Annotated in this window: 30 protein-coding genes; 2 read left to right on the forward strand and 28 right to left on the reverse strand. The window is 36.5% G+C overall.

The window, feature by feature from the left end; translation table 11 throughout:
* Window positions 1-4 precede the first annotated feature (4 nt).
* The 23 genes from rplR to rpsL form a co-directional block, all read right to left on the reverse strand.
* Window positions 5-361 (reverse strand): 50S ribosomal protein L18, encoded by a 357-nt coding sequence (rplR, locus tag BR50_RS05325; protein WP_074200255.1) that lies wholly within the window; start codon window positions 359-361, stop codon window positions 5-7.
* A 49-nt stretch (window positions 362-410) separates the two neighbouring features.
* Window positions 411-947 carry a 50S ribosomal protein L6 gene (rplF, locus tag BR50_RS05330; RefSeq protein WP_034546916.1) on the reverse strand — a complete coding sequence of 179 codons (537 nt, stop codon included), beginning with the start codon at window positions 945-947 and terminating at the stop codon, window positions 411-413.
* A 31-nt stretch (window positions 948-978) separates the two neighbouring features.
* Window positions 979-1,377, reverse strand: coding sequence for a 30S ribosomal protein S8 (rpsH, locus tag BR50_RS05335; protein WP_034546918.1), 399 nt, complete (start codon window positions 1,375-1,377; stop codon window positions 979-981).
* 31 nt (window positions 1,378-1,408) lie between these two features.
* The gene (locus BR50_RS05340; protein WP_007725695.1) at window positions 1,409-1,594 is read right to left on the reverse strand and encodes a type Z 30S ribosomal protein S14; all 186 of its coding nucleotides are present in this window, start codon (window positions 1,592-1,594) and stop codon (window positions 1,409-1,411) included.
* Between the two features lie 18 nt (window positions 1,595-1,612).
* Window positions 1,613-2,152 (reverse strand): 50S ribosomal protein L5, encoded by a 540-nt coding sequence (rplE, locus tag BR50_RS05345; protein ID WP_034546920.1) that lies wholly within the window; start codon window positions 2,150-2,152, stop codon window positions 1,613-1,615.
* Window positions 2,153-2,178: 26 nt separating this feature from the next.
* Window positions 2,179-2,490 (reverse strand): 50S ribosomal protein L24, encoded by a 312-nt coding sequence (gene rplX / locus BR50_RS05350; RefSeq protein ID WP_034546922.1) that lies wholly within the window; start codon window positions 2,488-2,490, stop codon window positions 2,179-2,181.
* A 35-nt stretch (window positions 2,491-2,525) separates the two neighbouring features.
* Window positions 2,526-2,894 carry a 50S ribosomal protein L14 gene (rplN, locus tag BR50_RS05355; protein ID WP_034546924.1) on the reverse strand — a complete coding sequence of 123 codons (369 nt, stop codon included), beginning with the start codon at window positions 2,892-2,894 and terminating at the stop codon, window positions 2,526-2,528.
* A 49-nt stretch (window positions 2,895-2,943) separates the two neighbouring features.
* Window positions 2,944-3,210, reverse strand: coding sequence for a 30S ribosomal protein S17 (rpsQ, locus tag BR50_RS05360; RefSeq protein ID WP_034546926.1), 267 nt, complete (start codon window positions 3,208-3,210; stop codon window positions 2,944-2,946).
* 27 nt (window positions 3,211-3,237) lie between these two features.
* The gene (gene rpmC, locus BR50_RS05365; protein WP_013712026.1) at window positions 3,238-3,432 is read right to left on the reverse strand and encodes a 50S ribosomal protein L29; all 195 of its coding nucleotides are present in this window, start codon (window positions 3,430-3,432) and stop codon (window positions 3,238-3,240) included.
* Window positions 3,422-3,856 carry a 50S ribosomal protein L16 gene (rplP, locus tag BR50_RS05370; RefSeq protein WP_034546927.1) on the reverse strand — a complete coding sequence of 145 codons (435 nt, stop codon included), beginning with the start codon at window positions 3,854-3,856 and terminating at the stop codon, window positions 3,422-3,424. Before rplP ends, rpmC begins: the two co-directional genes overlap by 11 nt.
* A gap of 2 nt (window positions 3,857-3,858) precedes the next feature.
* Window positions 3,859-4,515, reverse strand: a complete 657-nt coding sequence (gene rpsC, locus BR50_RS05375; RefSeq protein ID WP_034546928.1) for a 30S ribosomal protein S3 — start codon at window positions 4,513-4,515, stop codon at window positions 3,859-3,861.
* Between the two features lie 3 nt (window positions 4,516-4,518).
* Window positions 4,519-4,875 carry a 50S ribosomal protein L22 gene (gene rplV, locus BR50_RS05380; RefSeq protein WP_013712029.1) on the reverse strand — a complete coding sequence of 119 codons (357 nt, stop codon included), beginning with the start codon at window positions 4,873-4,875 and terminating at the stop codon, window positions 4,519-4,521.
* Window positions 4,876-4,898: 23 nt separating this feature from the next.
* Window positions 4,899-5,177, reverse strand: coding sequence for a 30S ribosomal protein S19 (gene rpsS / locus BR50_RS05385; protein WP_034546929.1), 279 nt, complete (start codon window positions 5,175-5,177; stop codon window positions 4,899-4,901).
* A gap of 54 nt (window positions 5,178-5,231) precedes the next feature.
* On the reverse strand, window positions 5,232-6,065 hold the full coding sequence (gene rplB / locus BR50_RS05390; RefSeq protein WP_034546930.1) for a 50S ribosomal protein L2: 834 nt from the start codon (window positions 6,063-6,065) through the stop codon (window positions 5,232-5,234).
* Between the two features lie 36 nt (window positions 6,066-6,101).
* A complete protein-coding gene (gene rplW / locus BR50_RS05395; protein ID WP_034546933.1) occupies window positions 6,102-6,386 on the reverse strand; it encodes a 50S ribosomal protein L23 in 285 nt (94 codons plus the stop codon).
* Window positions 6,386-7,009, reverse strand: a complete 624-nt coding sequence (gene rplD / locus BR50_RS05400) for a 50S ribosomal protein L4 (protein WP_034546935.1) — start codon at window positions 7,007-7,009, stop codon at window positions 6,386-6,388. The genes rplW and rplD overlap by 1 nt, the downstream gene beginning before the upstream one ends.
* Window positions 7,010-7,034: 25 nt before the next feature.
* Window positions 7,035-7,667, reverse strand: a complete 633-nt coding sequence (rplC, locus tag BR50_RS05405; RefSeq protein ID WP_034546936.1) for a 50S ribosomal protein L3 — start codon at window positions 7,665-7,667, stop codon at window positions 7,035-7,037.
* A 37-nt stretch (window positions 7,668-7,704) separates the two neighbouring features.
* Window positions 7,705-8,013 (reverse strand): 30S ribosomal protein S10, encoded by a 309-nt coding sequence (gene rpsJ / locus BR50_RS05410; protein ID WP_034546937.1) that lies wholly within the window; start codon window positions 8,011-8,013, stop codon window positions 7,705-7,707.
* A 433-nt stretch (window positions 8,014-8,446) separates the two neighbouring features.
* A complete protein-coding gene (locus BR50_RS05420) occupies window positions 8,447-9,466 on the reverse strand; it encodes a branched-chain amino acid aminotransferase (protein WP_034546942.1) in 1,020 nt (339 codons plus the stop codon).
* A 230-nt stretch (window positions 9,467-9,696) separates the two neighbouring features.
* Complete coding sequence (gene tuf, locus BR50_RS05425) at window positions 9,697-10,887, reverse strand: elongation factor Tu (protein ID WP_034546944.1); 1,191 nt, start codon at window positions 10,885-10,887, stop codon at window positions 9,697-9,699.
* 135 nt (window positions 10,888-11,022) lie between these two features.
* On the reverse strand, window positions 11,023-13,110 hold the full coding sequence (fusA, locus tag BR50_RS05430) for an elongation factor G (protein ID WP_034546946.1): 2,088 nt from the start codon (window positions 13,108-13,110) through the stop codon (window positions 11,023-11,025).
* 105 nt (window positions 13,111-13,215) lie between these two features.
* Window positions 13,216-13,686, reverse strand: a complete 471-nt coding sequence (gene rpsG, locus BR50_RS05435) for a 30S ribosomal protein S7 (protein WP_034546947.1) — start codon at window positions 13,684-13,686, stop codon at window positions 13,216-13,218.
* A 67-nt stretch (window positions 13,687-13,753) separates the two neighbouring features.
* Window positions 13,754-14,167 carry a 30S ribosomal protein S12 gene (gene rpsL / locus BR50_RS05440; RefSeq protein ID WP_034546948.1) on the reverse strand — a complete coding sequence of 138 codons (414 nt, stop codon included), beginning with the start codon at window positions 14,165-14,167 and terminating at the stop codon, window positions 13,754-13,756.
* Window positions 14,168-14,509: 342 nt separating this feature from the next.
* On the opposite strand from rpsL, the gene BR50_RS05445 reads away from it, so the two are divergent.
* The gene (locus BR50_RS05445) at window positions 14,510-15,265 is read left to right on the forward strand and encodes a prepilin peptidase (RefSeq protein ID WP_051905754.1); all 756 of its coding nucleotides are present in this window, start codon (window positions 14,510-14,512) and stop codon (window positions 15,263-15,265) included.
* Between the two features lie 72 nt (window positions 15,266-15,337).
* Here BR50_RS05445 and BR50_RS05450 read toward each other — a convergent pair whose 3' ends face one another.
* The 4 genes from BR50_RS05450 to ptcA form a co-directional block, all read right to left on the reverse strand.
* Window positions 15,338-16,771 carry an NAD-dependent succinate-semialdehyde dehydrogenase gene (locus tag BR50_RS05450; protein WP_034549002.1) on the reverse strand — a complete coding sequence of 478 codons (1,434 nt, stop codon included), beginning with the start codon at window positions 16,769-16,771 and terminating at the stop codon, window positions 15,338-15,340.
* Between the two features lie 329 nt (window positions 16,772-17,100).
* Complete coding sequence (aguA, locus tag BR50_RS05455) at window positions 17,101-18,201, reverse strand: agmatine deiminase (protein WP_034546953.1); 1,101 nt, start codon at window positions 18,199-18,201, stop codon at window positions 17,101-17,103.
* On the reverse strand, window positions 18,182-19,558 hold the full coding sequence (locus tag BR50_RS05460; protein WP_034549004.1) for an APC family permease: 1,377 nt from the start codon (window positions 19,556-19,558) through the stop codon (window positions 18,182-18,184). The genes aguA and BR50_RS05460 overlap by 20 nt, the downstream gene beginning before the upstream one ends.
* A 125-nt stretch (window positions 19,559-19,683) precedes the next feature.
* Window positions 19,684-20,730, reverse strand: coding sequence for a putrescine carbamoyltransferase (ptcA, locus tag BR50_RS05465; RefSeq protein WP_034546954.1), 1,047 nt, complete (start codon window positions 20,728-20,730; stop codon window positions 19,684-19,686).
* Between the two features lie 324 nt (window positions 20,731-21,054).
* Here ptcA and BR50_RS05470 point away from each other — a divergent pair, with 324 nt between their 5' ends.
* Complete coding sequence (locus BR50_RS05470) at window positions 21,055-22,125, forward strand: helix-turn-helix domain-containing protein (protein WP_034546956.1); 1,071 nt, start codon at window positions 21,055-21,057, stop codon at window positions 22,123-22,125.
* 337 nt (window positions 22,126-22,462) lie between these two features.
* Here BR50_RS05470 and BR50_RS05475 read toward each other — a convergent pair whose 3' ends face one another.
* Window positions 22,463-23,572: a GGDEF domain-containing protein gene (locus BR50_RS05475; RefSeq protein WP_034546958.1), complete on the reverse strand. Its 1,110-nt coding sequence runs from the start codon at window positions 23,570-23,572 to the stop codon at window positions 22,463-22,465.
* Between the last annotated feature and the right edge of the window lie 212 nt (window positions 23,573-23,784).

Genomic DNA, 23,784 nt, shown 5'->3' on the forward strand with positions numbered 1-23,784 from the left:
TTTTTTAAAATTCTAGTCCATTTTCGCGTGCAGCTTCAGCTAAAGCTTGAACACGGCCATGGTAAAGGTATCCACCACGGTCAAAGACTACTTCTTTAATACCTTTTTCTACAGCACTTTTAGCGATAGCTGTACCAACAGCTGAAGCTTGTGCTGATTTTGTTTCACCTGAAACTTCTTTGTCTAATGAAGATGCACTTGCTAGCGTTACACCCGCTACGTCATCAATAAGTTGAGCGTAGATGTTTTTATTAGAACGGAACACGTTTAAGCGTGGGCACTCTGCAGTACCAGAAATTTTAGAACGTACACGACTATGTCTTTTCAGACGTAGTTTGTTTTTGTCTGGTTTTGTAATCACAATTGTCACCTCTTTAATTTTATGTTTGATTCTTTAGGCAGCCAGGCTATTATTTACCTGTTTTACCTTCTTTACGACGTACAACTTCGTCAGAATAACGAATTCCTTTACCTTTGTAAGGTTCAGGTGGACGCATACTACGAATGTTAGCAGCTAAAGCGCCAACTTTCTCTTTGTTCGTTCCTTTAACTACTACTTTAGTATTTGCAGGAACTTCAACAGTTATTCCAGCTTCTGGAATAAATTCTACAGGATGAGAGTAACCAACGTTCAATACAAGTTTTTCACCTTGTATTTGTGCGCGGTAACCAACACCAACTAATTCTAATGTTTTTTCAAAACCAACAGTTACACCAACAATCATGTTGTTTAAATTAGCACGCATTGTGCCATGTAGTGCACGATTTACTTTCAAGTCATTTGGACGAGAGAAGTTAATTTCGTTGTCTTCTACATTCATTGTGATAACCGGGCTGAAAGAACGACTCAATTCACCTTTTGGTCCCTTAACGGTAACGATGTCCTCATTACGAGTAACCGTTACGCCTTCAGGGATAGTGATTGTTTTATTACCTATACGGCTCATAGCAATACACCTCCTTGATTATTCTTACTAATTACCAAACGTAAGCGATTATTTCGCCACCGATATTTTTTGTTCTTGCTTCTTTATCTGTAATAACACCTTCAGAAGTTGATACGATCGCAATACCAAGTCCGTTAAGAACTTTAGGTACTTCGCCAGCTTTAGCGTAAACGCGCAAACCTGGTTTAGAGATACGTTTCAATCCTGTGATAACACGTTCGTTATCTTTTCCGTATTTTAAGAAAACGCGGATGATGCCTTGTTTGTCATCTTCCATGTATTCAACGTTTTTAATAAAACCTTCACGTTTCAAAATGTTAGCAATGTCTTTTTTAATTTTTGATGCAGGTGCTTCTAATGACTCGTGACGTGCTTGGTTAGCATTACGTACGCGAGTTAAAAAATCTGCAATCGGATCTGTCATGACCATTGAATTTAGCCTCCTTTATGCGAGTATCGTATTACCAGCTTGCTTTTTTCATGCCTGGAATTTGTCCTTTATAGGCAAGTTCACGGACGCAAATACGGCAAAGTTTAAATTTGCGGTAAACTGAGTGTGGGCGTCCACAGCGTTCACAACGAGTATATGCTTGAGTTGAGAATTTAGCAGGGCGTTTGTTTTTAGCAATTAGTGATTTTTTAGCCACGTAGTTCGCCTCCTATTATTATTTTTGGAATGGCATTCCAAGTTGTGTTAAAAGTTCACGAGATTCTTCATCTGTATTAGCAGTAGTTACAATAACAATGTCCATTCCGCGAGTTTTGTCTACTTTATCGTAGTCAACTTCCGGGAAGATTAATTGTTCTTTAACTCCTAATGTGTAGTTACCTCGTCCATCAAAAGATTTATTGCTTATTCCGTGAAAATCACGTACACGAGGAAGTGAAACAGAAACCAATTTATCTAAGAAATCGTACATTCTGTCTCCACGTAGTGTTACTTTAGTTCCAATTGGCATACCTTCGCGTAAACGGAAGCCAGCAATTGATTTTTTAGCTTTAGTGATCAATGGTTTTTGACCAGAAATTACTGTTAATTCTTCAACAGCTTTATCTAAGTTTTTAGCATTTGATACAGCATCACCCACACCCATGTTAATAACGATTTTATTTACTTGAGGTGTTTGCATGATTGATTTGTAACCAAATTTTTCTACCATTGATGGTGTTACTTCTTTGATATACTTTTCTTTAAGGCGGTTCATGAAGTTCATACCTCCTTCCTTATCTATTATTTATCTAAAACTTCACCGGTTTTTTTAGAAATACGTACTTTTTTACCTTCTTCTACTTTAAAGCCAACACGAGTTGGTTCGCCAGTTGAAGCATCTATAAGCATAACATTCGAAACGTGTATAGGGGCTTCCATTTCAATGATTCCACCTTGTGGATTCGCTGAATTAGGTTTTTGATGTTTTTTCATAACATTAACGCCTTCTACGATTACACGATCTTTTTTAGGAAAAGCTTTTAATACAACAGCTTCGGTCCCTTTGTCTTTGCCAGTAATAACTTTTACTTTATCACCTGTTTTAATGTACATGTCTTACACGCACCTCCTTTGTGGATGGTAAATTATTAAAGAACTTCTGGAGCAAGTGAAACGATCTTCATGAAGTTGTTGTCACGCAATTCGCGAGCAACTGGTCCAAAGATACGAGTTCCACGTGGGCTCTTATCGTCACGGATGATTACACATGCATTTTCATCAAATTTAATGTATGAACCATCTGCACGACGAGCTCCTGATTTAGTACGAACGATAACTGCACGAACGACTTCACCTTTTTTGACAACGCCACCTGGTGTTGCATGTTTTACAGTACAAACAATAACATCACCAATGTTAGCAGTTTTACGGCCTGATCCGCCTAAAACTTTAATAGTTAAGACTTCACGAGCTCCTGAGTTATCTGCAACTCTCAAACGACTTTCTGTTTGGATCACGGTTGTATCCTCCTTCCAGATTGGGAAACTAGGTTATTTGTTGTAAACCTTAAATAGTAACAGATTCTTCAACAACTTCTAATAAACGGAAATGTTTAGTAGATGATAACGGACGAGTTTCCATAATTTTTACGATATCGCCAATTTTGGCAGTACTGTTTTCATCATGTGCTTTATATTTTTTAGAGTATTTAATACGTTTACCGTAACGGCTGTGTTTCTTTTGAGTTTCAATTACGACAACAATTGTTTTATCCATTTTGTCAGAAACGACACGACCTTGATATACTTTGCGTTGGTTACGTTCTTCGCTCATTGTACGGTGACCTCCTTTGCCAATCAACTATTTTTGTAATTCCGCTTGACGTAACGCAGTTTTAATGCGTGCAATCGATTTGCGAACTTCACTTAAGCGAGCAGTATTTTCTAGTTGGCCAGTAGCTAACTGGAATCTTAGATTGAATAACTCTTCTTTAAATGCTTTTTCTTTTTCAACCATTTCAGCAGTGGTTAACTCTTTAAGTTCATTAGCTTTCATTCGATTCACCACCAATTTCTTTACGTTTTACAATCTTAGTTTTAATGGGAAGTTTATGAGAAGCTAAACGAAGTGCTTCACGAGCTACTTCTTCTGAAACTCCATCAACTTCAAACATGATTTTACCACGTTTTACTGGTGAGACCCAACCTTCAGGTGCCCCTTTACCAGAACCCATACGAACTCCAATAGCTTTAGACGTATATGATTTATGAGGGAAGATTTTAATCCATACTTTCCCACCACGTTTCATGTAACGTGTCATTGCGATACGAGATGCTTCAATCTGACGGTTTGTGATCCATTTTGACTCTAGAGCCTGTAAACCCCATTCACCAAAAGTTACTTCTTTCCCACCTTTAGCTTCACCGCGCATTTTACCTCTAAACTCACGACGGAATTTTACACGTTTAGGTACTAACATGATTATTTCCCTCCTTTCTCAGTGTTCTTTTTTACAGGAAGAACTTCTCCACGGTAGATCCAAACTTTGATGCCTAGTTTACCGTAAGTTGTAGCTGCTTCTTCCCATGCGTAGTCGATATCGGCACGCAATGTATGAAGTGGAACAGTTCCTTCTGAATGTGTTTCGCTACGAGCGATATCTGCACCATTTAAACGGCCAGAAACCATTGTTTTGATTCCTTTAGCTCCAGAACGCATTGTGCGTTGGATAGCTTGTTTTTGAGCACGACGGAAAGCAACACGGCTTTCTAGTTGAGTAGCAATTCCTTCAGCAACTAATTTAGCGTCTAAGTCAGGGCGTTTGATTTCCACGATGTTGATGTGAACTCGTTTGCCTGTTAAATCATTTAATTTTTTACGTAATGCATCAACTTCAGATCCACCTTTACCAATTACCATTCCTGGTTTAGCAGTGTGTACTGAAACGTTAACACGGTTAGCAGCACGTTCAATTTCAACTTTAGAAACAGAAGCTTCGCTTAGTTTTTTTGCAATATATTCGCGGATAGCGATATCTTCGTGTAAAAAGTTTGCAAAATCTTTTTCTGCATACCATTTAGAATCCCAATCGCGGATAATACCTACACGTAAGCCTGTTGGATTAATTTTTTGACCCACAGATTACCCCTCCTTTTTTTCAGATACCACAACTGTAATGTGGCTTGTGCGTTTCAAGATTGGAGCAGCTGAACCTTTTGCACGTGGACGGAAACGTTTCATCGTTGGTCCTTCGTTAACATAAGCTTCGCTTACTACCAAGTTTTCTACGTCTAAATCGTAGTTATGTTCTGCGTTAGCAATTGCTGACATCAAAACTTTTTCGATTGCTGGTGAAGCACCGCGTGGAGTGAATTTCAAAATTGAAATTGCCTCCCCGATGCTCTTCCCTCTAATAAGATCGACAACTAAACGAACTTTACGAGCTGCAATGCGAACAGTTTTTGCAGTTGCCTTAGCTTCTGTAATTTGTTCTGCCATATCGAGTTATCCTCCTCTCAAAATTAACGTTTAGTTTTTTTATCATCCGCAGTGTGACCGCGGTATGTTCTTGTTGGTGCAAATTCACCTAATTTGTGTCCGACCATGTCTTCTTGAATATAAACTGGTACATGTTTACGACCATCATAGACTGCGATTGTGTAACCAATGAAACTCGGGAAAATTGTTGAACGACGTGACCAAGTTTTAACGACAGATTTCTTTCCGCTTTCAGCCAGTGCATTCATTTTTTTCATTAAGTGTTCATCGACAAAAGGTCCTTTTTTAAGACTACGACCCATGGGTGAACCTCCTTCCATTCCTTAGGAAAGTTGGAAAAACCAACTAACCTGATTTTATTTTGTTTTACGACGACGAGTGATAAATTTACTTGATTGAGATTTTTTATTACGTGTTTTATATCCAAGAGCAGGTTTACCCCAAGGAGTCATTGGACCAACATGTCCGATAGGAGCTTTACCTTCACCACCACCGTGTGGGTGATCGTTCGGGTTCATTACAGATCCACGAACAGTTGGGCGTTTGCCTAACCAGCGAGAACGTCCGGCTTTACCAATATTGATCAATTCATGTTGTTCATTACCAACTGAACCGATTGTTGCGCGACAAGTTCCTAAAATCAAACGAACTTCACTTGAATTTAAGCGGATCATTACGTATTTGCCTTCTTTACCTAACACTTGCGCGCTAGTTCCAGCAGAACGAATCAATTGTCCACCTTTTCCAGGTTTCATTTCAATATTATGGATCACAGTACCAGCAGGAATGTTATCTAACATAAGAGTATTTCCAACTTTGATATCTGTAGTATCTCCTGAAATGATTTGTTGTCCTACTTGAATTCCTTTAGGAGCAATGATGTAAGTTTTAACACCATCGACATATTGTACTAATGCGATATTTGCTGTACGATTTGGATCGTATTCAATAGTTTTGATGATACCAACGATACCGTCTTTATTACGTTTAAAGTCAATTACACGGTAATTACGTTTATGTCCACCACCACGGTGACGTACCATAATTTTACCAGCATTATTACGACCGGCTTTTCTTCTGTTTGGTTCTAACAATGTCTTTTCAGGCGTTGTTGAAGTGATTTCTGCGAAATCAGAACCAGTCATATTACGACGGCCGTTTGTGGTTGGTTTATACTTTTTGATTCCCACGTGTTTTCCCTCCCGATGTTTATTTTAGAGCTTTAATTAAGCTTCAAATAAAACGATTTCTTTTGAATCAGCTGTTAAAGTTACGATTGCTTTACGACGTTTTTTTGTGTATCCAGTATGTTTACCCATACGTTTTAATTTTCCACGTACGTTCATGATGTTAACATTTGAAACTTTTACGTCAAAAATTTCTTCAATCGCTTGTTTTACTTGAGTTTTGTTTGCGCGAACATCCACTTCGAAAGTGAATTTTTTATTATCTTGAGCAGCCATTGCTGCTTCAGTGATAATTGGGCGCAAGATTACGTCACGTACATCCATTATTGAAGAACCTCCTCTAGCTTAGTTAGAGCAGTCTGTGTCAAAATCAATTTTTCATGCGCTACAACATCTAACACAGTAACGTTATCAAAAGCTACAATTTTAACTCCTGGAAGGTTACGAGCAGATAATGTTGCGAAATCATTGTCGTTTTCTACTACAATAAATGCTTTAGAATTAACGTTTAGATTTTTTAACACTTGTGCAAACTCTTTAGTTTTTGGTGCGTCAAAGTTCAATGCGTCAACAACGATTAAATCTCCACTTATTACTTTAGTAGAAAGAACAGATTTAATTGCTAAGCGACGAACTTTTTTTGGAAGTTTGTAGCTGTATGAACGTGGAGTTGGTCCGAAGACAATTCCACCACCGCGCCATTGTGGAGATCTGATTGACCCTTGACGAGCACGACCAGTTCCTTTTTGAGCCCACGGTTTACGTCCACCACCGCGTACTGCACTGCGGTTTTTTACTGAATGATTTCCTTGGCGTAATGAAGCACGTTGCATGATGATTGCATCAAAAACAACATTTTCGTTTGGTTCGATACCGAAAATAGCGTCGTTTAAAGTTACTTCGCCATTTTGAGTACCATCTTGTTTAAATAAGGCTACGTTTGGCATTTCCTTGTTCCTCCTCTCTTAATTTTTATTTAGCTTTTTGAAAAGCTGATTTAATTTGGATTAAGGATTTTTTAGACCCAGGTACATTCCCTTTAATAAGAAGTACATTATTTTCAACGTCAACACGAACAACTTCAAGATTCTTGATAGTTACGCGATTTCCGCCCATACGACCTGGTAGTAATGTGCGTTTGAACACACGGTTAGGATCTACAGGACCCATTGACCCTGGACGACGGTGGTGACGGGATCCGTGGGACATTGGTCCACGACTATGTCCGTGGCGTTTGATAACACCTTGGAATCCTTTACCTTTGGTAGTCCCCGTTACATTAACGATGTCTCCAGCTTTGAAAGTATCAACTTTCACTTCTTGTCCTACTTCATATTCACTAAGCTCAACATCGTTAAATTCACGAATGAAGCGCTTAGGAGTAGCATTTGCTTTTGCTACATGACCCATTGCAGGTTTATTAGACAATACTTCACGTTTCTCTTGGTAACCCAATTGAACTGCTTCGTAACCGTCCGTTTCGACTGTTTTAACTTGTAAAACAACGTTTGGAGTTGCTTCGATTACAGTTACTGGGATTAATTCACCTGATTCAGTGAAGACTTGCGTCATTCCTACTTTTTTTCCTAAGATTCCTTTGGTCATGAGTACACCTCCATTATATTATTTTTTTTAGTTAAAATTAAAGCTTGATTTCGATATCTACGCCAGACGGTAAGTCTAGTTTTGTTAAAGCATCAACAGTTTTTGATGTTGGATTAACAATATCAATCACACGTTTGTGTGTAAGCATTTCAAATTGTTCACGAGAATCTTTATATTTGTGAGTCGCACGGATCACTGTGTAAAGAGTTCTTTCTGTTGGCAATGGAATTGGACCAGATACACTAGCACCAGTTCTTTTTGCTGTTTCTACAATTTTTTCCGCTGCTTGATCTAAGATACGATGTTCATATGCTTTTAAGCGGATACGAATCTTTTGTTTTGCCATTATTTTTCCCTCCTTCGCCTATTTTTATAAATTAGACATTGCTCCACGAAAATATCCGTCACACTCGCCGTGGCAAAGCGGCCGGGTGTGTCGCAACCTCTCGTTTCATAGCCATTGGGTTTCTCATTCGAGTACCCAGTACGATTCCCTGTGAAATCAGCACCTTTTATATTATACAAAAAATAACTCTTTTAATCAAGCCTTTTTTGATTATTCAATAAATTAATTTATCCATAGTTGCAAAATGATTTTCAAGATTTATTTTTGCTTTTTATTCTCAGCTTTTTTTCAAAAAAAAAATACGCTAAGTTAGGAATACATCAACATTTCCCATCTTAGCGTATTTTATTTTATTTGTCTATTTATTTGTTTAACTATTTTATTTCTTCTATATTAACATGTCATTGATCTAGATCGTGATTTCCAACTATTCCTATACTTTTACGATCCATCCTTCTGGCGCTTCTATATCGCCGTACTGGATGCCTGTTAATTCATCATATAGTTTTTTAGTAATTGGTCCTGTCTCTGTCTCGCTATAAAAGACATGAAAATCATCTTTATATTGGATTCCACCAATTGGCGAGATAACAGCTGCTGTTCCACAAGCACCAGCTTCTTTAAATTCATCTAATCGATCAATGAAGACTTCTCTTTCAACAACATCTAATCCTAAACGTTCATTCGCAAGATACAGCAATGAGTATTTAGTAATACTAGGCAATATAGATGGAGATAACGGTGTAACAAATTTATTATCTTTTGTGATCCCAAAGAAATTTGCCGCGCCGACTTCTTCTATTTTTGTGTGGGTCGTTGGATCTAAATAGATTGCATCACTAAAATTATGTTTATGAGCTTCTGCACCTGGGAGTAAACTACCACCATAATTTCCACCGACTTTTGCTGCGCCGGTTCCGTTACCTGCTGCTCTATCATAATCAGAAACAACAAAGTTTGACGGGGTCAATCCACCCTTAAAGTAAGCTCCTACAGGCATACAAAAAATAGAAAATAAGTATTCTTCTGCAGGCTTCACTCCAATATTATCGCCGATCCCGATCATATAAGGGCGAAGATATAAAGAACCCCCAGTACCGTATGGCGGAATATATTGTTCATTCGCTTTTACTACTTTTTTAACGGCTTCAATAAAAACATCTGTTGGTATGCTTGGCATCATTAAACGTCTGCAGCTTCGTTGCATACGCTCTGCATTTTGATCAGGTCGGAATAAATTGATTGAACCATCTTTCGTTCGGTAAGCTTTCATTCCTTCAAAAACAGTTTGTCCATAGTGTAAGGCTGTTGACCCTTCACTAATATGAACTTTATTATCTTCTGTTAATGTTCCTTCATCCCAATTCCCATCTTTCCAATAAGAAATATATCGGTGATCCGTTTTAATGTAATTGAAACCTAAATTTTTCCAGTCAATATCTACTGTTTTCATCAATTTAATCACTCCTTAATACTATTGTTGTTTAGTGTAACATATTAATGATAAAATTATGAGAGGAATTTTATTTGAATTAATCATTTCTTAACTTTTTTTATCACGTCGATTGTAAGATTAAGCTATACAAATAAAAAAGCCTTGTCGCATTGACAAGGCTTTTTTCTCGGACGGACACGCTCTATTCCAGATAGAGTCATTTTAAAGTTTTAATTTTCAAGAGTTGATTAAGCTTCGATTGTAGCTACAACGCCGGCTCCAACAGTACGTCCACCTTCACGAATAGTGAATTTAGTACCTGGGTCGATAGCGATTGGTGCAATCAATTCAACGCTGATTGAAACGTTGTCTCCTGGCATAACCATTTCAGTACCTTCTGGTAACTCAACAACACCAGTTACGTCAGTTGTACGGAAATAAAATTGTGGGCGGTAGTTAGCGAAGAATGGAGTATGACGTCCACCTTCTTCTTTAGATAAGATATAAACTTCACCTGTAAATTTTGTATGTGGAGTAATTGAACCTGGTTTAGCTAATACTTGTCCACGTTGGATGTCTTCACGAGCAACCCCACGTAATAATGCACCAATATTGTCCCCTGCTTGAGCAAAGTCTAACATTTTACGGAACATTTCAACACCAGTAACAGTTGATTTAGTAGTTGCTTCATGGATTCCGATGATTTCAACTTCTTCACCGACTTTAATTTGTCCAGTTTCTACACGTCCTGTAGCAACTGTTCCACGTCCAGTAATTGAGAATACATCCTCAACTGGCATCATGAATGGTTTGTCAGTATCGCGTTCTGGAGTTGGAATGTAAGAATCTACAGCATCCATTAATTCCATGATTTTATCTTCGTATTCTTCAACGCCTTCAAGAGCTTTAAGTGCTGAACCAGAAATAACTGGAGTGTCGTCGCCTGGGAAATCGTATTCTGACAATAAGTCACGAACTTCCATTTCAACTAATTCAAGTAATTCTTCATCATCAACCATATCAACTTTGTTTAAGAAAACAACGATGTATGGAACACCAACTTGGCGAGACAATAGAATATGTTCACGAGTTTGTGGCATTGGGCCATCAGCAGCAGATACTACTAAGATAGCTCCATCCATTTGTGCAGCACCTGTGATCATGTTTTTAACATAGTCAGCATGTCCTGGGCAGTCCACGTGAGCATAGTGACGTTCTGCAGTTTCGTATTCAACGTGAGAAGTGTTGATTGTAATTCCACGTTCGCGTTCTTCCGGAGCTCCATCGATTGAAGCGTAGTCAGTTGCAGTACTTACAAAACCTCTTTTAGCTAATACAGTTGTAATTGCAGCAGTTAAAGTTGTTTTACCATGGTCAACGTGTCCGATAGTACCAACGTTAACATGGGGTTTATTACGAGTATATTTTTCTTTTGCCATTTTTGTATTTCCTCCTCATAGTGAGTTCTTTTTATTGATAGGAATAGAAATTTTCATTTTATCCCCATCATTTGTAAAAATTATAACGATTATTCGTTAGAAAATCAATACTTACGGTCGGAGAGCTAATTAAAATTAGTTAGCTGATCCGCCATTTTTCTTGATGATTTCTTCAGAAATAGATTTTGGTACATCTTCGTAATGATCGAATGTCATTGAGAAAGTACCGCGACCTTGTGTTGCTGAACGTAATGCAGTTGCATAACCGAACATTTCTGCTAATGGAATCATACCTTTAACGATAGTAGTATTTCCACGAGCTTCAGAACCTTCGATACGTCCACGACGAGCAGAGATGTGTCCCATTACGTCTCCTAAATAATCTTCAGGAATTGTAATTTCAACGCCCATCATAGGCTCTAAGATAACTGGATTTGCTTTTTTAGAAGCATTTTTTAATGCCATTGAAGCCGCAACTTTAAAGGCCGTTTCATTTGAATCGACATCATGGTATGAACCATCATAAAGTTTTGCTTTAATATCCACTAATGGATATCCAGCAAGAACTCCGTTGTTTAATGAAGCTTCTAAACCAGCTTTTACTGCTGGGATATATTCACGAGGAACAGTACCACCAACGATTGCATCTTCAAAGTCAAAACCTTTTCCTTCTTCATTAGGAGAGAACTCGATCCATACGTGACCGTATTGACCTTTACCACCTGATTGACGAACGAATTTACCTTCAGCTTTAGTAGAACCACGGAATGTTTCACGATAAGAAACTTGTGGAGCACCAACACTAGCTTCAACATTGAATTCACGTCTCATACGGTCAACAATGATGTCTAAGTGTAACTCACCCATACCGGCAATAATTGTTTCGCCAGTTTCGTGGTCAGTTTCAGCACGGAAAGTTGGATCTTCTTCAGCAAGTTTTTGTAACGCAACACCCATTTTATCTTGGTCAGCTTTTGATTTTGGTTCAATAGCTACTTGGATAACTGGTTCTGGGAAGTCCATTGATTCTAAGATCACTTGATCTTTTTCATCACACAAAGTGTCACCAGTTGTCGTGTTTTTCAAACCAACAGCCGCTGCAATATCTCCAGCAAATACTTCAGGAATTTCGCTACGAGAGTTCGCATGCATTTGTAAGATACGTCCTACACGTTCACGTTTTCCTTTAGTTGAGTTTTGTACATATGATCCTGCTTGTAACGTACCAGAATAAACACGGAAGAAAGTTAAACGACCTACATACGGGTCAGTCATAACTTTAAATGCCAATGCTGAGAATGGTTCGCTGTCATCAGCATGGCGTTCTGCAGTTTCTTCAGAATCTGGTAAGATTCCTTGGATTGCAGCTACATCAAGTGGTGACGGTAGGTAGTCAATGACTGCATCAAGCATCATTTGAACACCTTTGTTTTTAAATGCTGAACCACATAAGACTGGGTAAAATTCAACTTTAAGTGTTGCTTTTCGGATAGCATTTTTCAATTCTTCTTCAGAAATTTCTTCACCATCAAGATATTTCTCCATCAAAGCTTCATCTGTATCTGCAGCACCCTCAATTAATTTTGTACGCCATTCATTTGCTAATTCTACGTATTCTTCAGGGATTTCTTCCTCGCGGATATCTGTTCCTAAATCATTTGTATAAACTTCAGCTTTCATTGTAACCAAGTCAATGATACCTGTGAAGTTATCTTCAGCACCGATTGGCAATTGGATTGGGTGTGCGTTTGCTTGTAAACGGTCAAGGATCGTTCCTACAGAATATATGAAATCTGCACCGGTTTTATCCATTTTGTTTACAAATACAATACGAGGTACACCATAAGTTGTTGCTTGACGCCAAACTGTTTCAGTTTGAGGCTCAACACCTGATTGTGCATCAAGTAAAGCAACAGCACCATCTAATACTCGTAGAGAGCGTTCAACTTCAACAGTGAAGTCAACGTGACCCGGAGTATCGATAATGTTTACGCGATAGCCTTTCCAAGCAGCTGTTGTTGCAGCAGATGTAATCGTAATACCACGTTCTTGTTCTTGTTCCATCCAGTCCATTTGTGAAGCACCCTCATGGGTTTCACCAATTTTATGGATTTTACCAGTGTAATAAAGAACACGCTCAGTTGTTGTTGTTTTACCAGCATCAATATGGGCCATGATTCCAATATTACGGGTATTGTTTAGAGAAAACTCTCTTTTTGCCATCTTGTAATAACACCTCTCTTAATTTAATTTGAACTAAGAAACTTCAATTTTTCCTTAGAGGACTACGCTGCACAAACGGCACCGCAGTCCTCTTTAGAAAAAATTTTACCAGCGATAATGAGCGAAAGCTTTATTAGCTTCAGCCATTTTGTGAGTGTCTTCACGTTTTTTAACAGCTGCTCCAGTATTGTTAGCAGCATCCATGATTTCTTTAGCAAGACGTTGTTCCATAGTATCTTCTCCGCGTAAACGAGAGTAGCTTACTAACCAACGAAGAGCAAGAGCCGTACGACGTTCTGGACGAACTTCGATCGGAACTTGGTAGTTAGAACCCCCAACACGGCGAGCTTTAACTTCAAGAACAGGCATAATGTTTTTCATTGCTTGTTCAAATACTTCAATAGGATCGTTGCCAGTTTGTTCTTTGATCATGCCAAATGCATTATAAAGAATTGTAGCAGCTTTCCCACGTTTTCCGTCAACCATAATACGGTTGATCAAACGAGTAACAAGTTTAGAATTATAAAGTGGATCAGGTAAAACATCACGTTTAGTAATAGGACCTTTACGAGGCATCCAAATTCCTCCTTTCGATAATAGTTATCTTTTTAGAATCATTTTTTATTTCATTTAAGCCTTAAGCTTATTTTTTAGGTCTTTTAGTACCATATTTAGAACGGCTTTGTTTACGATCTGCAACACCGGCAGTATCAAGCGCTCCACGAACGATGTGGTAACGAACTCCGGGTAGATCCTTCACTCGTCCTCCACGTAAAAGAACCACACTATGTTCTTGCAAGTTGTGACCTTCACCTGGGATATAAGCAGTTACTTCAATTAAGTTAGACAAACGAACACGTGCATATTTACGTAACGCTGAGTTAGGTTTTTTAGGAGTCATAGTCCCTACACGAGTACAAACACCACGTTTTTGAGGTGAGTTTACTGTTGTTTGTTTTTTTCTTTTACTGTTGTAACCTCTGTTTAAAGCTGGAGATTCAGATTTTTCTATTTTTGATTTACGAGGTTTACGTACTAATTGATTAATAGTAGGCATCGATTGTTTCCTCCTTCCCTATGTTATTATTCTAGTCCACACATCCAGGCGGTTCTTTTACCAGCAAAAAAATAAGTGCTGCGAAATTGCAACCAACCGTTTCAGTATAGTTTTAAGGCCAATGTACCAGTCAGCACGACTGATAGACAGGAATCTGCGTACAAAAGCACCTTTTGAATCATAACATGGTCTAATATTATTGTCAACAAGTTGCGTTGAAAATGCCAAAAGTTTTTTTATTTTTTTGCACTTCCAACAGTATACTCCTCCTCACTAATTTTTTAAAGCTTTCTTTGCTAAATGGCATATATTTAATATAAGAAGTTTGATTGAGGTGAAAAAATGCAGACAGGTATTTTATTTTTACTTATTTGGTTTACAGGGTGTTGCTTCGGCTCTTTTTTAATGGTGGTCGGCTTAAGGGTCCCAGTTCATCAATCTATTGTTGTCCCACGTTCTCATTGTCCAAATTGTCATAGCACGTTGCATTTCTTTGAATTGATCCCTATTTTATCTTACCTTATCCAAAGAGGGCGCTGTCGACATTGCCAACAGCACATTTCTATTTTACATCCCTTAGCTGAAGTTTTGACCGGCTTTATCTTTTTATATACCTTCTACACTTATCTGTTTTTTCCAAAAGAGGGTCTATTTATTATCGGTCTCGTTTCTTTTGGGATTATTTTTATCATTTCTGATCTTTACTACCAACTCTTGCCTGATCGTTTAATGGTTTTCTTTTTTCTGTGGGTTTTTTTAGGTCGATTGGTGATCCATCCTCATCCTTTTAATTTTTATTTGTTTAGCGGAATTGGGTTCTTCAGTTTTTTTTATCTTCTATATCAATTCTCATCTACTTCGATAGGCGGTGGAGACGTAAAATTATTAGGGATCATCGGAATGCTGCTTGGTTATGATTTGACTTTGATCGCGATCATGATTGCTTGTTTGTCTGCCCTTCTAGTTAACTTTCCATTGGTGCTCAGTAAAAAAAACAACTATAGAAACTTTATTCCATTCGCTCCTTTTATTTTTTTTGGAGGCTTTACAGCTTATTTCTTACAAGATATTTTTAATACTTGGTTTATCATGAGTTGATAAACTGATGTACGAAAAAAAGAGGAGAACATTGGCGACTGCCAGCTCCTCCTCTCTTTGGATAACGCTCTATCAATCCAGATATTTAGTATGAACAAATTTAACTTCTAAAAATTCTTGTACTCCGTAAACACCATTTTCGCGACCAACACCTGAATGTTTTACCCCGCCAAACGGTGCTTCAGAAGTAGAGATTGATGTGTTGTTGATTCCGACCAATCCATATTCTAAAGCCTCACTGACTTTTTCAGCCCGCTTCAAGTCCGTCGTAAAGAAATAAGAAGCTAGACCGAATATGCTATCATTTGCCATTTTGATGACCTCATCCTCTTCTTCAAAATCGATCAAAGGAATGACCGGACCAAATGTTTCTTCATAAAAAATAGCCATCTCGTTTGTAACGTTGTCTAAAATAGTAGGCGCATAGAAGTACCCGTCAGCATATTCTCCCTTAGTTAATCTTTCGCCTCCTGCAACTACTTTTGCTCCTTTCACTTTCGCATCATCTACTTGAGCTTGGATAGATTCGATTGCATCTTCATTGATAAGCGGTCCAGCCATCACATCTTGTAACCCGTTGCCGACTGTGACTTTACTGACAGCTGCCATTAATTTTTGAATAAATTCTTTCTTTATTGCCTTATTTACAAAAATACGGTTAGGAGAGGTACACGCCTGCCCATTGTTTCTAAACTTCATTGCAACAAGGCCTTCAACTGCTTCATCAATATTCGCATCAGCAAATACAATAAAAGGGGCATGGCCTCCTAACTCAAGAGAAATTTTCTTCATTGTTTGAGCAGATTGTTCAAACAATATTTTTCCTATCTCTGTTGAGCCTGTAAAAGTTAATTTTCGAACATCATTGCTATCAGTCAAAGTTTTTCCGATTTTACTTGATGGTCCCATAACTAAATTGGCCACTCCAGCCGGCAAACCCACTTCATGGAAAATTTCAAAAATCGCAATAGCTGATAATGGCGTGCTGCTTGCCGGTTTTAGGACCACTGTACAACCAGCTGCAATAGCTGGAGCAATTTTACGGATGATCATGTTTGACGGGAAGTTCCAAGGCGTTATAGCTGCTACAACGCCAATCGGTTGCTTTTTGACTTCATATTTATGATTATTAGGAGCTGGAATAGTTTCCCCATAAATACGTCTTGCCTCTTCGGCATTCCAATGTAAATTTTGAATATTGATCAGAATTTCTGTTTTAGATTCTTTTAAAGGTTTTCCTTGTTCTAAAGTCATGATCAAAGCCAATTGATCTGCTTTTTCTTCAATTTTATCTGCAATAGCATGAATAAGTTTTACACGCTCCGCTAATTCCATACCTTTCCATTTTGGAAAAGCTTCTTTAGCTGATTGGATTGCTTTAAGTGTTTCTATTTCTCCACCTTGGGAAACTTTAATCAATTCTTCTCTGGTCGCTGGATTGTTGACCGCCTTTTTTTCTAAAGATCCTTCTATCCATTGTCCATTGATATAAAGTTTCGTTTGCATTTCCGGTAATTCTTCTCGTGTTTTCACCACTAAAATCACTCCTTCAATTTTTGATTTTGCCACTTTCTGTTATTACCTTACCATATCCTATATAATTCCTATACTCTTTGCCCTTGCTCTTTTGTTTTAAAAAAGCAAAAAAAAAAAAGAGAGACCAGGACATAAATCCAAGCCTCACTGCCTATCCAACTATTGATTCTAAATGTATTTCTAAAAGTAGCTTTTTTGGTGTAAAGTGAATCTTTAATTGAATATTAGTAACAAGTATAAACCATTAAAAATAGATTTTTATCTACGTTGAATTTGATAATAATTTTTTTATTAATGATTCACTTTTTACTTGCACTAGGTTGTTGTTGAGTGATGCAGTGAATATTGCCTCCTCCTAAAAGAATTTCTCTTGCAAAAATCCCGATTACTTTATGGTTTGGGAATACATTTTGAAGTGTTTCAATAGCCTTCTTATCTTTTGGATCGTTAAATTGCGGAACGAGAACACCGCCATTAGCAATATAAAAATTAGCATACGAAGCTGCTAAACGATCTCCTTCTTCACGTGGAAGCGTACCATTAACAGCATCTACTCCTTCACTTTCTTCTTTCGTGATCAAGACGTTAGCTGGCAAATCTAATTTAATAATTTCTAACTTTCTTTTTTTAGCATCCACTGCTTGACTTAAAATTGAATAGGCTTCTTGACAAATCTTATACTGAGGATCTTTTTGATCCTCTGTCCAAGCTAAAACCACTTTTCCTGGGGCCACATAATGAAGGATATTGTCTACATGACCATTTGTTTCATCATTATAGATACCATGGGGAATCCAAATAATCTTCTCTACATTTAAATTTTCTTTCAACTTTTCTTCGATTTCCTCTTTTGATAGTGTGGAATTGCGGCCTTCACTCAATAAGCATTCTTCAGTGACGATCAATGTTCCTTCCCCATCCACATGAATGGATCCACCTTCTAAAATAAAGTCATCTAGTCGGTAACAATCTAATCTTTCTATATCACACATTTTTCCTGCTATCTGATCATCTTTATCCCATGGGAAGTAAAGTCCATCTACTAAACCGCCCCAAGAATTGAAAGTCCAGTCAATGCCTCGAACGTCTTTTCCATTTATTACAAAAGTTGCTCCCACATCACGCATCCAAGAATCATTATTCGACATTTCAATAACACGAATTTGTGCAGGTAACATATTTCTAGCATTCTCATATTGTTCATTGCTTACACACATAGTTACCGGTTCGAACTCACTAATTGCAATAGCTACTTTCGTAAAAACTTTTTGAGCCGGTTTTCCACCTAGTCTCCAATTATCTGGTCTTTCAGGCCAAATCATCCAACACCCATCATGCTTCTCGAATTCCCCTGGCATTCTATACCCATCTGCTTTTGGACTAGTCTTTAATTTTTTCATAATTAATCCCTTCTTCCTCTATACTTAAGTAACCAATTCTCTTCACTTTGATAATGAGTTCGCCAATTAATATGAAAACAACAGCTCCTATCGTAATTGGCAAAGTTGCTTTTAGAGTACTTGAACTGCTATCCATTGGAACAGCTATAAAAACAAGCGCAATAATTATTAACGACATTGGAACATAGGCTAGCAGCCTTAAAAACACTTTATTGCCAGCCACTTTAAACGGTCTCTCCATTTTTGGATCTATCTTACGTAATTTCAGAAATGCTGGAAATACTGGTACGTATGCTAATAAGAACATTACTAAATTAAGTGCAAAGAAACTCCAAAAAAGGTCTTCATTAGGAATAAAAGGTGCGATAATAACAACAAACGAAGCAACAAGCCCGTTCATCATAGGCGCTCCAAAGGGTATACCATTTTTTCTTCTTTTTTTAAATACACTGGGCATATCTCCGTTATCTGCTGCGTATGCTGCTACACTGTTCACACCCATAGACCAAGAAATCATATTTCCAAAAAGTGTTAGCAAAAATAAAATAGTCATAACCGAAATGAAAATTCCTGTTGGGTTACCCGTTAGGAGTTGAAGACTTTCAATCAATCCACTACTAGTGCTAATTTCTGCTGTTGGAATGGCTACACCAATACCAAATGCTGAGAATATATAAATTGCTGCTATTACTAATCCACCTATAATAATAGCTTGCGGTATTTGTTTTTTAGGATTTTCCATATCGTCAGCCATAGTAGTAATAACCTCGAACCCCAAAAAATTAAAGAGAATAACCGAAACAAAAGATAAGCTTTTGACATCAAACGATGGCAATAAAGATTGTACTGTATATTCATTGGCAACTCCATGCGTTATTGCTCCGTAAATACCAAGTACCCCAACTATTAAAGCCAGAAATACTTTAATCACTGCTGCACTATTCAAAATCCAGACGCTATCACTGACTGGAAAAAAAGCGATCAATGTAACGATCCAAATAAATATTAATTCAATTATAATACCTACAATTGTACTAACTTCCCATCCACTGATTAGGGAAATCATTTCTGGGAAAATAACAGCTAAAGAGGCCATCCATAATGGAAAATTAATCCAATAATACCAAGATACCCGAGCCCCCATTCTCGCACCAAATGCCTTCCTTACCCAATCATACAAACCACCTTCTCCGTTATATGTTGTTCCTAATTCAGAAGCAATCAACCCATACGGTACCAAAAAACCAATCATTAAGAATATCCACCAAAAATATTGAGAATTTCCAATAGCCGCAACTGGAGCTGCAGCTTCTGCAACAAATACCACACAAATTACAGACAAAACGGCATCTATCATTCTAAATTTTTTCTTACCTTCAGGTTTAGTCAAAAGAAACACCCCTCTTTTTCATTATAAGAACTACTCATGCCTACTGTAGATTAAAGATAGCCATGAGTGAGCCCCAGCGAATCTTACTAGTTTTATCTTTGATACAAAAAGTCTAAATCAAGATCTTTAAGCAGTTCATCTAATTCTTCTTTTGTTTCTACTTTTTTTGCTGCGTCAAAATTCTGTTGCTTTCCAAATTTCCCCATCAAGTAAACTAAAAGTCCCCTCATAGCAGTTAAACGGTTCCCAGCTTCTTCAAAAGCAATTGAATAGTCAGAATCTAAAACCTCATCTGTTACCTCTTCTCCTCTTGAAGCTGGCAAACAATGCATAAATTTTGCATGAGAAGCTGCTTTTTTCATCATTTCATCCTTAACTTGGTATTTAGGATAAAAAATGTTCATTCGTTCTTCTTCTGAAAGCTCAGCATCATATAAACCATACCAAACATCAGTATAAACGAAATCTGCATCTTTCATTGCTTCATCTTCGTCTTCCGTTAACTTAAATGTTCCACCGGATAATTTGCAATTTTCATTTGCCAATTGTTGTAGCTGTTGATTCAATTGGAATTTTTTCGGGCCATATTGAATAAAATTCATGCCTAATTTAGTCGTGATCATCATCAAAGATGTACATACTTGAGTAGCGTCTCCAACAAATACAACCTTGCAGTCTTCTATTTTCTTTCCTGCTGGTAGAAACTCAACCATTGTACAGATGTCCCCCATTTCTTGAGTAGGATGATTATAATCAGACATTCCATTGATGACAGGAATCGTTGCATTATTTGCTAAATCATAAACACTTTGGTGTCGGTCTACCCGTGCCATTAAAATATCGACTAATTTAGAAAGAACTACACTAGTATCCTCAATTGTTTCATGTCCACCTAATTGAATTTGGCCCGGTGCTAGGTATTGAGCATGTCCACCAAGTTGTTCCATGGCTGTTTCAAAAGAGACTCTTGTCCGGGTAGATGATTGCTGAAAAATCATACCCAATGTTTTATTCTTTAATAATTGTGGGTAATATCCTGCTTTGATCGCTTGTTTAATTTTAAGAGATAAATGAATGATATCCATCAACTCTTCTTTTGTATAATCTTCTGTTGTAATAAAATCTTTTATATATGTCATCTTTTTCTCCTCCTGTATAATAATATTAGTCCATTGAAAACCCTTTCAATTCGACATCCTTAATTTAACACGTGCATTCAAAGTTGATAATCTATCTAAAGGTAGATTATCAACTAAACTAATAGTCTTTTACTTAACTAGCAAGTTATGAGTTTTTCTTGTTAACACAAGAGAAACTAGACTAAACTTTTCTAAACTCACTTATATTTTTCTTTTTTTTAATACTAAGGTAAGTTCCCACCGAATTATTGAAAATGTTACCGATTACTTGTATACTTAAAATAAATTTCATTACAGTTATCCTATAAACAGAGGAGTTTTATCATGAAAGAACTCATTTTTTTGTATAATATTCTGTTAATTATTTTGTATTCTGTTTCTTTGACCTCTATTTCTGCTATTTATATCAAAACTAAAAAACCCGTTTATTTGTATATTATTATTATGTTTTTACTCTTTATATTTGATAATACTATCATTTATATGACTGAGTTTTTGAGTGGTTTTGGTAATTCTTACAACCTGCAATTCATGGACGTCCCTGCCTTTAAAACTATTATTGTCTTAGGTACTGCTTTCTCATACTATCTAATTAATTACTATATTTTACAGTTGAAAACAAATTACATAGACTACATCATTCTAATTATTTATACTGTATATTTATTATTTATACCGATGATGAATGATAGTGCGTTGAAAGTTTGGCTTTATTATTTACCTGCTCAACTTTATCTGGCTTATCTTGCAAGTGCCGGGTTGTATCATCTTAAAAAACAACCGAATTTATATAAAGATTCTTTTTTCAGTCGTTATACAAAGCTCCTTAAAATTTCTTTATGGTTCTCTTTGTTCATTTTGATTGAGGATACAATTGTTATCTTTAATTTTGATATCTATTCCACCTTGTTATTAAAAATAAACAACCGAAATATTGGAGAGGATATTCTAAGCATTATATATAGTGTTGCTGCTATAAAACATACCATTAAATATCTAAATAATAGTTCACTTGACTTAGAAATAAAACTAACTTCTCCAACTCTTAGCGAAGATACTGTGATATCTGAAAATTCCTGTATATCCGTTAACTCAAATATTCATAATAATCTTGTAACTGTTCCAGATGAAGAAGAATTCGAACAAGGCTATGATACCTTCGACTCTTTTTGTCAAACTTATCATCTAACTACAAGAGAACAGGATATTTTTCGTGAAATTTTATCTGATAAAAGCAATGATGAAATCAGTGCTATTTTATTTATCTCTATCGGAACAGTAAAAACTCACATGCATAATATTTATCAAAAAGTTCATGTAAATAAACGTACTCATCTATTACATGTTTATCATACCTATAAAGAAGAACTAGCAATAACTAATGTAAAATCATAAAATAGATCGAATATTTTACGATTCAGCTATATAGGGTCTATAATTTTTAGTATCAATAGATCAATCTAATCACTCACTTAAAATTCTGACGGAATAGGCGTTGCTTGTAACCTAAAATGAAGCACTGTGGGCAAATAACGCCCAAGTGTATCATGTTTGTAAACTGCTAAAGCAGCAACAACCATGACAACTTTTCTTTTAGGCTTCAGGCGTTTCCATGGCTCTTCACAAGCAAATCCGTTATTCCAGAAGAAATTTCTTTTGGAACACCAATACCTTTTTAAACAATCGATGGATATAACAAAAAAAGAAGAATCCTATAAATAGGATTCTTCTTTTAATTAGAAACTGGATCAATAACTTGTGAATAAGAACAAACTTTATTTCTACCACTTTTTTTCGCTGCATACAGAGCTTGGTCAGCATGGTTATAAAGTTGGTCGATTTCTATTGTCGTATCATTATAAGTTGTAATACCTATAGAAATTGTAACATGAATCGTTATGGTTCCATTCTTTACAGCAAAAAAAGAATTTTCTACTACTTTTCTTAAGGCATCTGCTTTTTCATATGCTTCTTTATGGTCACAATCATTGAGCAACACCGAAAATTCTTCTCCACCATTTCTAGAAATAATATCCTTAGGATCTTGACTCATTTTTAAAATTGCTGCTAATTTTTTCAATACTAGATCGCCTTCTAAGTGGCCATAAGTATCATTCACTTGTTTAAAATGATCAATATCTAGGATCATGATAGAGATACTCTCATTTGATTTTTCAAGTTTACTCTTTGCTTTATTAAACGCCAAGTCAAAACTACGAACATTATTTAGGCCTGTCAAGGGATCGGTAAAGGCATACTTATTGTTTCTTTTAAATATAAGCTCCGTCTCATTCAAGTAATCCATCATATAAACAGCGATGAGTCCTCCTAAAATACAAATGATCCAGTAGGTTGATATTAAAAGTATATTAAGACCTTTTCCTTCTGAAAGAATAATGTTCAATACCGTATAAACAATATTACTCAAAGTAAGCATAACTATGATGGAGACCCACCGATTTTTAATTTTTTTAAAACAAAAACAAAAAATCACCCATGAAGCAAGGATAAAAATAATATTATAAAATGCATAAGTGCTTACACCCATCATAAACCGAATAAGAATAATTAAAGTAGCCGTTATAGAGGTTGATAACCAATTTCCATAAAGAATAACTAACATGAAGGGGATAATTCGAAGATCGATTATAGAATTCGTGCTGGTTGCAATATTAAAGCGCATTAAAACAGCAGCTAGAAGGCCACCTAATAAACCACTTATAATAGCTGTACTTACAGTTTGTATTTCGAAAGAACTCTTTTTCACGAGTTCTTTATACACAAATAATGCTGCAATCAAAACGCATAGATTAAGAAAAAAACCATCATAGAACGATAACATATTGATTCTCTCCCTTCCGTTCTTTTATTTACTCTTTATAAATAAAACCTTATATTCATCCTGATTATACTACAGTTATTTAACTGTAGTTATTAATTCGACAAAATGTAGAAAAGTATACATATTTGCTTGAGCACCTTAATTATTTAAATGACTATTGAATAAAAGTGATCCTGTTAAATTTTCAGATACCACGCTACAACAACAAAAAA

The sequence above is a fragment of the Carnobacterium alterfunditum DSM 5972 genome (genome assembly GCF_000744115.1).
Classification (GTDB): domain Bacteria; phylum Bacillota; class Bacilli; order Lactobacillales; family Carnobacteriaceae; genus Carnobacterium_B; species Carnobacterium_B alterfunditum.

Bases quoted from the DNA above. Each gene is read 5' to 3' on its own strand.
- rplF (WP_034546916.1), bottom strand. From the start codon at position 947: ATGAGCCGTATAGGTAATAAAACAATCACTATCCCTGAAGGCGTAACG.
- rpsH (WP_034546918.1), bottom strand. From the start codon at position 1,377: ATGGTCATGACAGATCCGATTGCAGATTTTTTAACTCGCGTACGTAAT.
- rplE (WP_034546920.1), bottom strand. From the start codon at position 2,152: ATGAACCGCCTTAAAGAAAAGTATATCAAAGAAGTAACACCATCAATG.
- rplX (WP_034546922.1), bottom strand. From the start codon at position 2,490: ATGTACATTAAAACAGGTGATAAAGTAAAAGTTATTACTGGCAAAGAC.
- rpsQ (WP_034546926.1), bottom strand. From the start codon at position 3,210: ATGAGCGAAGAACGTAACCAACGCAAAGTATATCAAGGTCGTGTCGTT.
- rpmC (WP_013712026.1), bottom strand. From the start codon at position 3,432: ATGAAAGCTAATGAACTTAAAGAGTTAACCACTGCTGAAATGGTTGAA.
- rplP (WP_034546927.1), bottom strand. From the start codon at position 3,856: ATGTTAGTACCTAAACGTGTAAAATTCCGTCGTGAGTTTAGAGGTAAA.
- rplV (WP_013712029.1), bottom strand. From the start codon at position 4,875: ATGGCAGAACAAATTACAGAAGCTAAGGCAACTGCAAAAACTGTTCGC.
- rpsS (WP_034546929.1), bottom strand. From the start codon at position 5,177: ATGGGTCGTAGTCTTAAAAAAGGACCTTTTGTCGATGAACACTTAATG.
- rplW (WP_034546933.1), bottom strand. From the start codon at position 6,386: ATGGATGTACGTGACGTAATCTTGCGCCCAATTATCACTGAAGCAGCA.
- rplD (WP_034546935.1), bottom strand. From the start codon at position 7,009: ATGCCAAACGTAGCCTTATTTAAACAAGATGGTACTCAAAATGGCGAA.
- rplC (WP_034546936.1), bottom strand. From the start codon at position 7,667: ATGACCAAAGGAATCTTAGGAAAAAAAGTAGGAATGACGCAAGTCTTC.
- rpsJ (WP_034546937.1), bottom strand. From the start codon at position 8,013: ATGGCAAAACAAAAGATTCGTATCCGCTTAAAAGCATATGAACATCGT.
- BR50_RS05420 (WP_034546942.1), bottom strand. From the start codon at position 9,466: ATGAAAACAGTAGATATTGACTGGAAAAATTTAGGTTTCAATTACATT.
- tuf (WP_034546944.1), bottom strand. From the start codon at position 10,887: ATGGCAAAAGAAAAATATACTCGTAATAAACCCCATGTTAACGTTGGT.
- fusA (WP_034546946.1), bottom strand. From the start codon at position 13,110: ATGGCAAAAAGAGAGTTTTCTCTAAACAATACCCGTAATATTGGAATC.
- rpsG (WP_034546947.1), bottom strand. From the start codon at position 13,686: ATGCCTCGTAAAGGTCCTATTACTAAACGTGATGTTTTACCTGATCCA.
- rpsL (WP_034546948.1), bottom strand. From the start codon at position 14,167: ATGCCTACTATTAATCAATTAGTACGTAAACCTCGTAAATCAAAAATA.
- BR50_RS05445 (WP_051905754.1), top strand. From the start codon at position 14,510: ATGCAGACAGGTATTTTATTTTTACTTATTTGGTTTACAGGGTGTTGC.
- BR50_RS05450 (WP_034549002.1), bottom strand. From the start codon at position 16,771: ATGCAAACGAAACTTTATATCAATGGACAATGGATAGAAGGATCTTTA.
- aguA (WP_034546953.1), bottom strand. From the start codon at position 18,201: ATGAAAAAATTAAAGACTAGTCCAAAAGCAGATGGGTATAGAATGCCA.
- BR50_RS05460 (WP_034549004.1), bottom strand. From the start codon at position 19,558: ATGATAGATGCCGTTTTGTCTGTAATTTGTGTGGTATTTGTTGCAGAA.
- ptcA (WP_034546954.1), bottom strand. From the start codon at position 20,730: ATGACATATATAAAAGATTTTATTACAACAGAAGATTATACAAAAGAA.
- BR50_RS05470 (WP_034546956.1), top strand. From the start codon at position 21,055: ATGAAAGAACTCATTTTTTTGTATAATATTCTGTTAATTATTTTGTAT.
- BR50_RS05475 (WP_034546958.1), bottom strand. From the start codon at position 23,572: ATGTTATCGTTCTATGATGGTTTTTTTCTTAATCTATGCGTTTTGATT.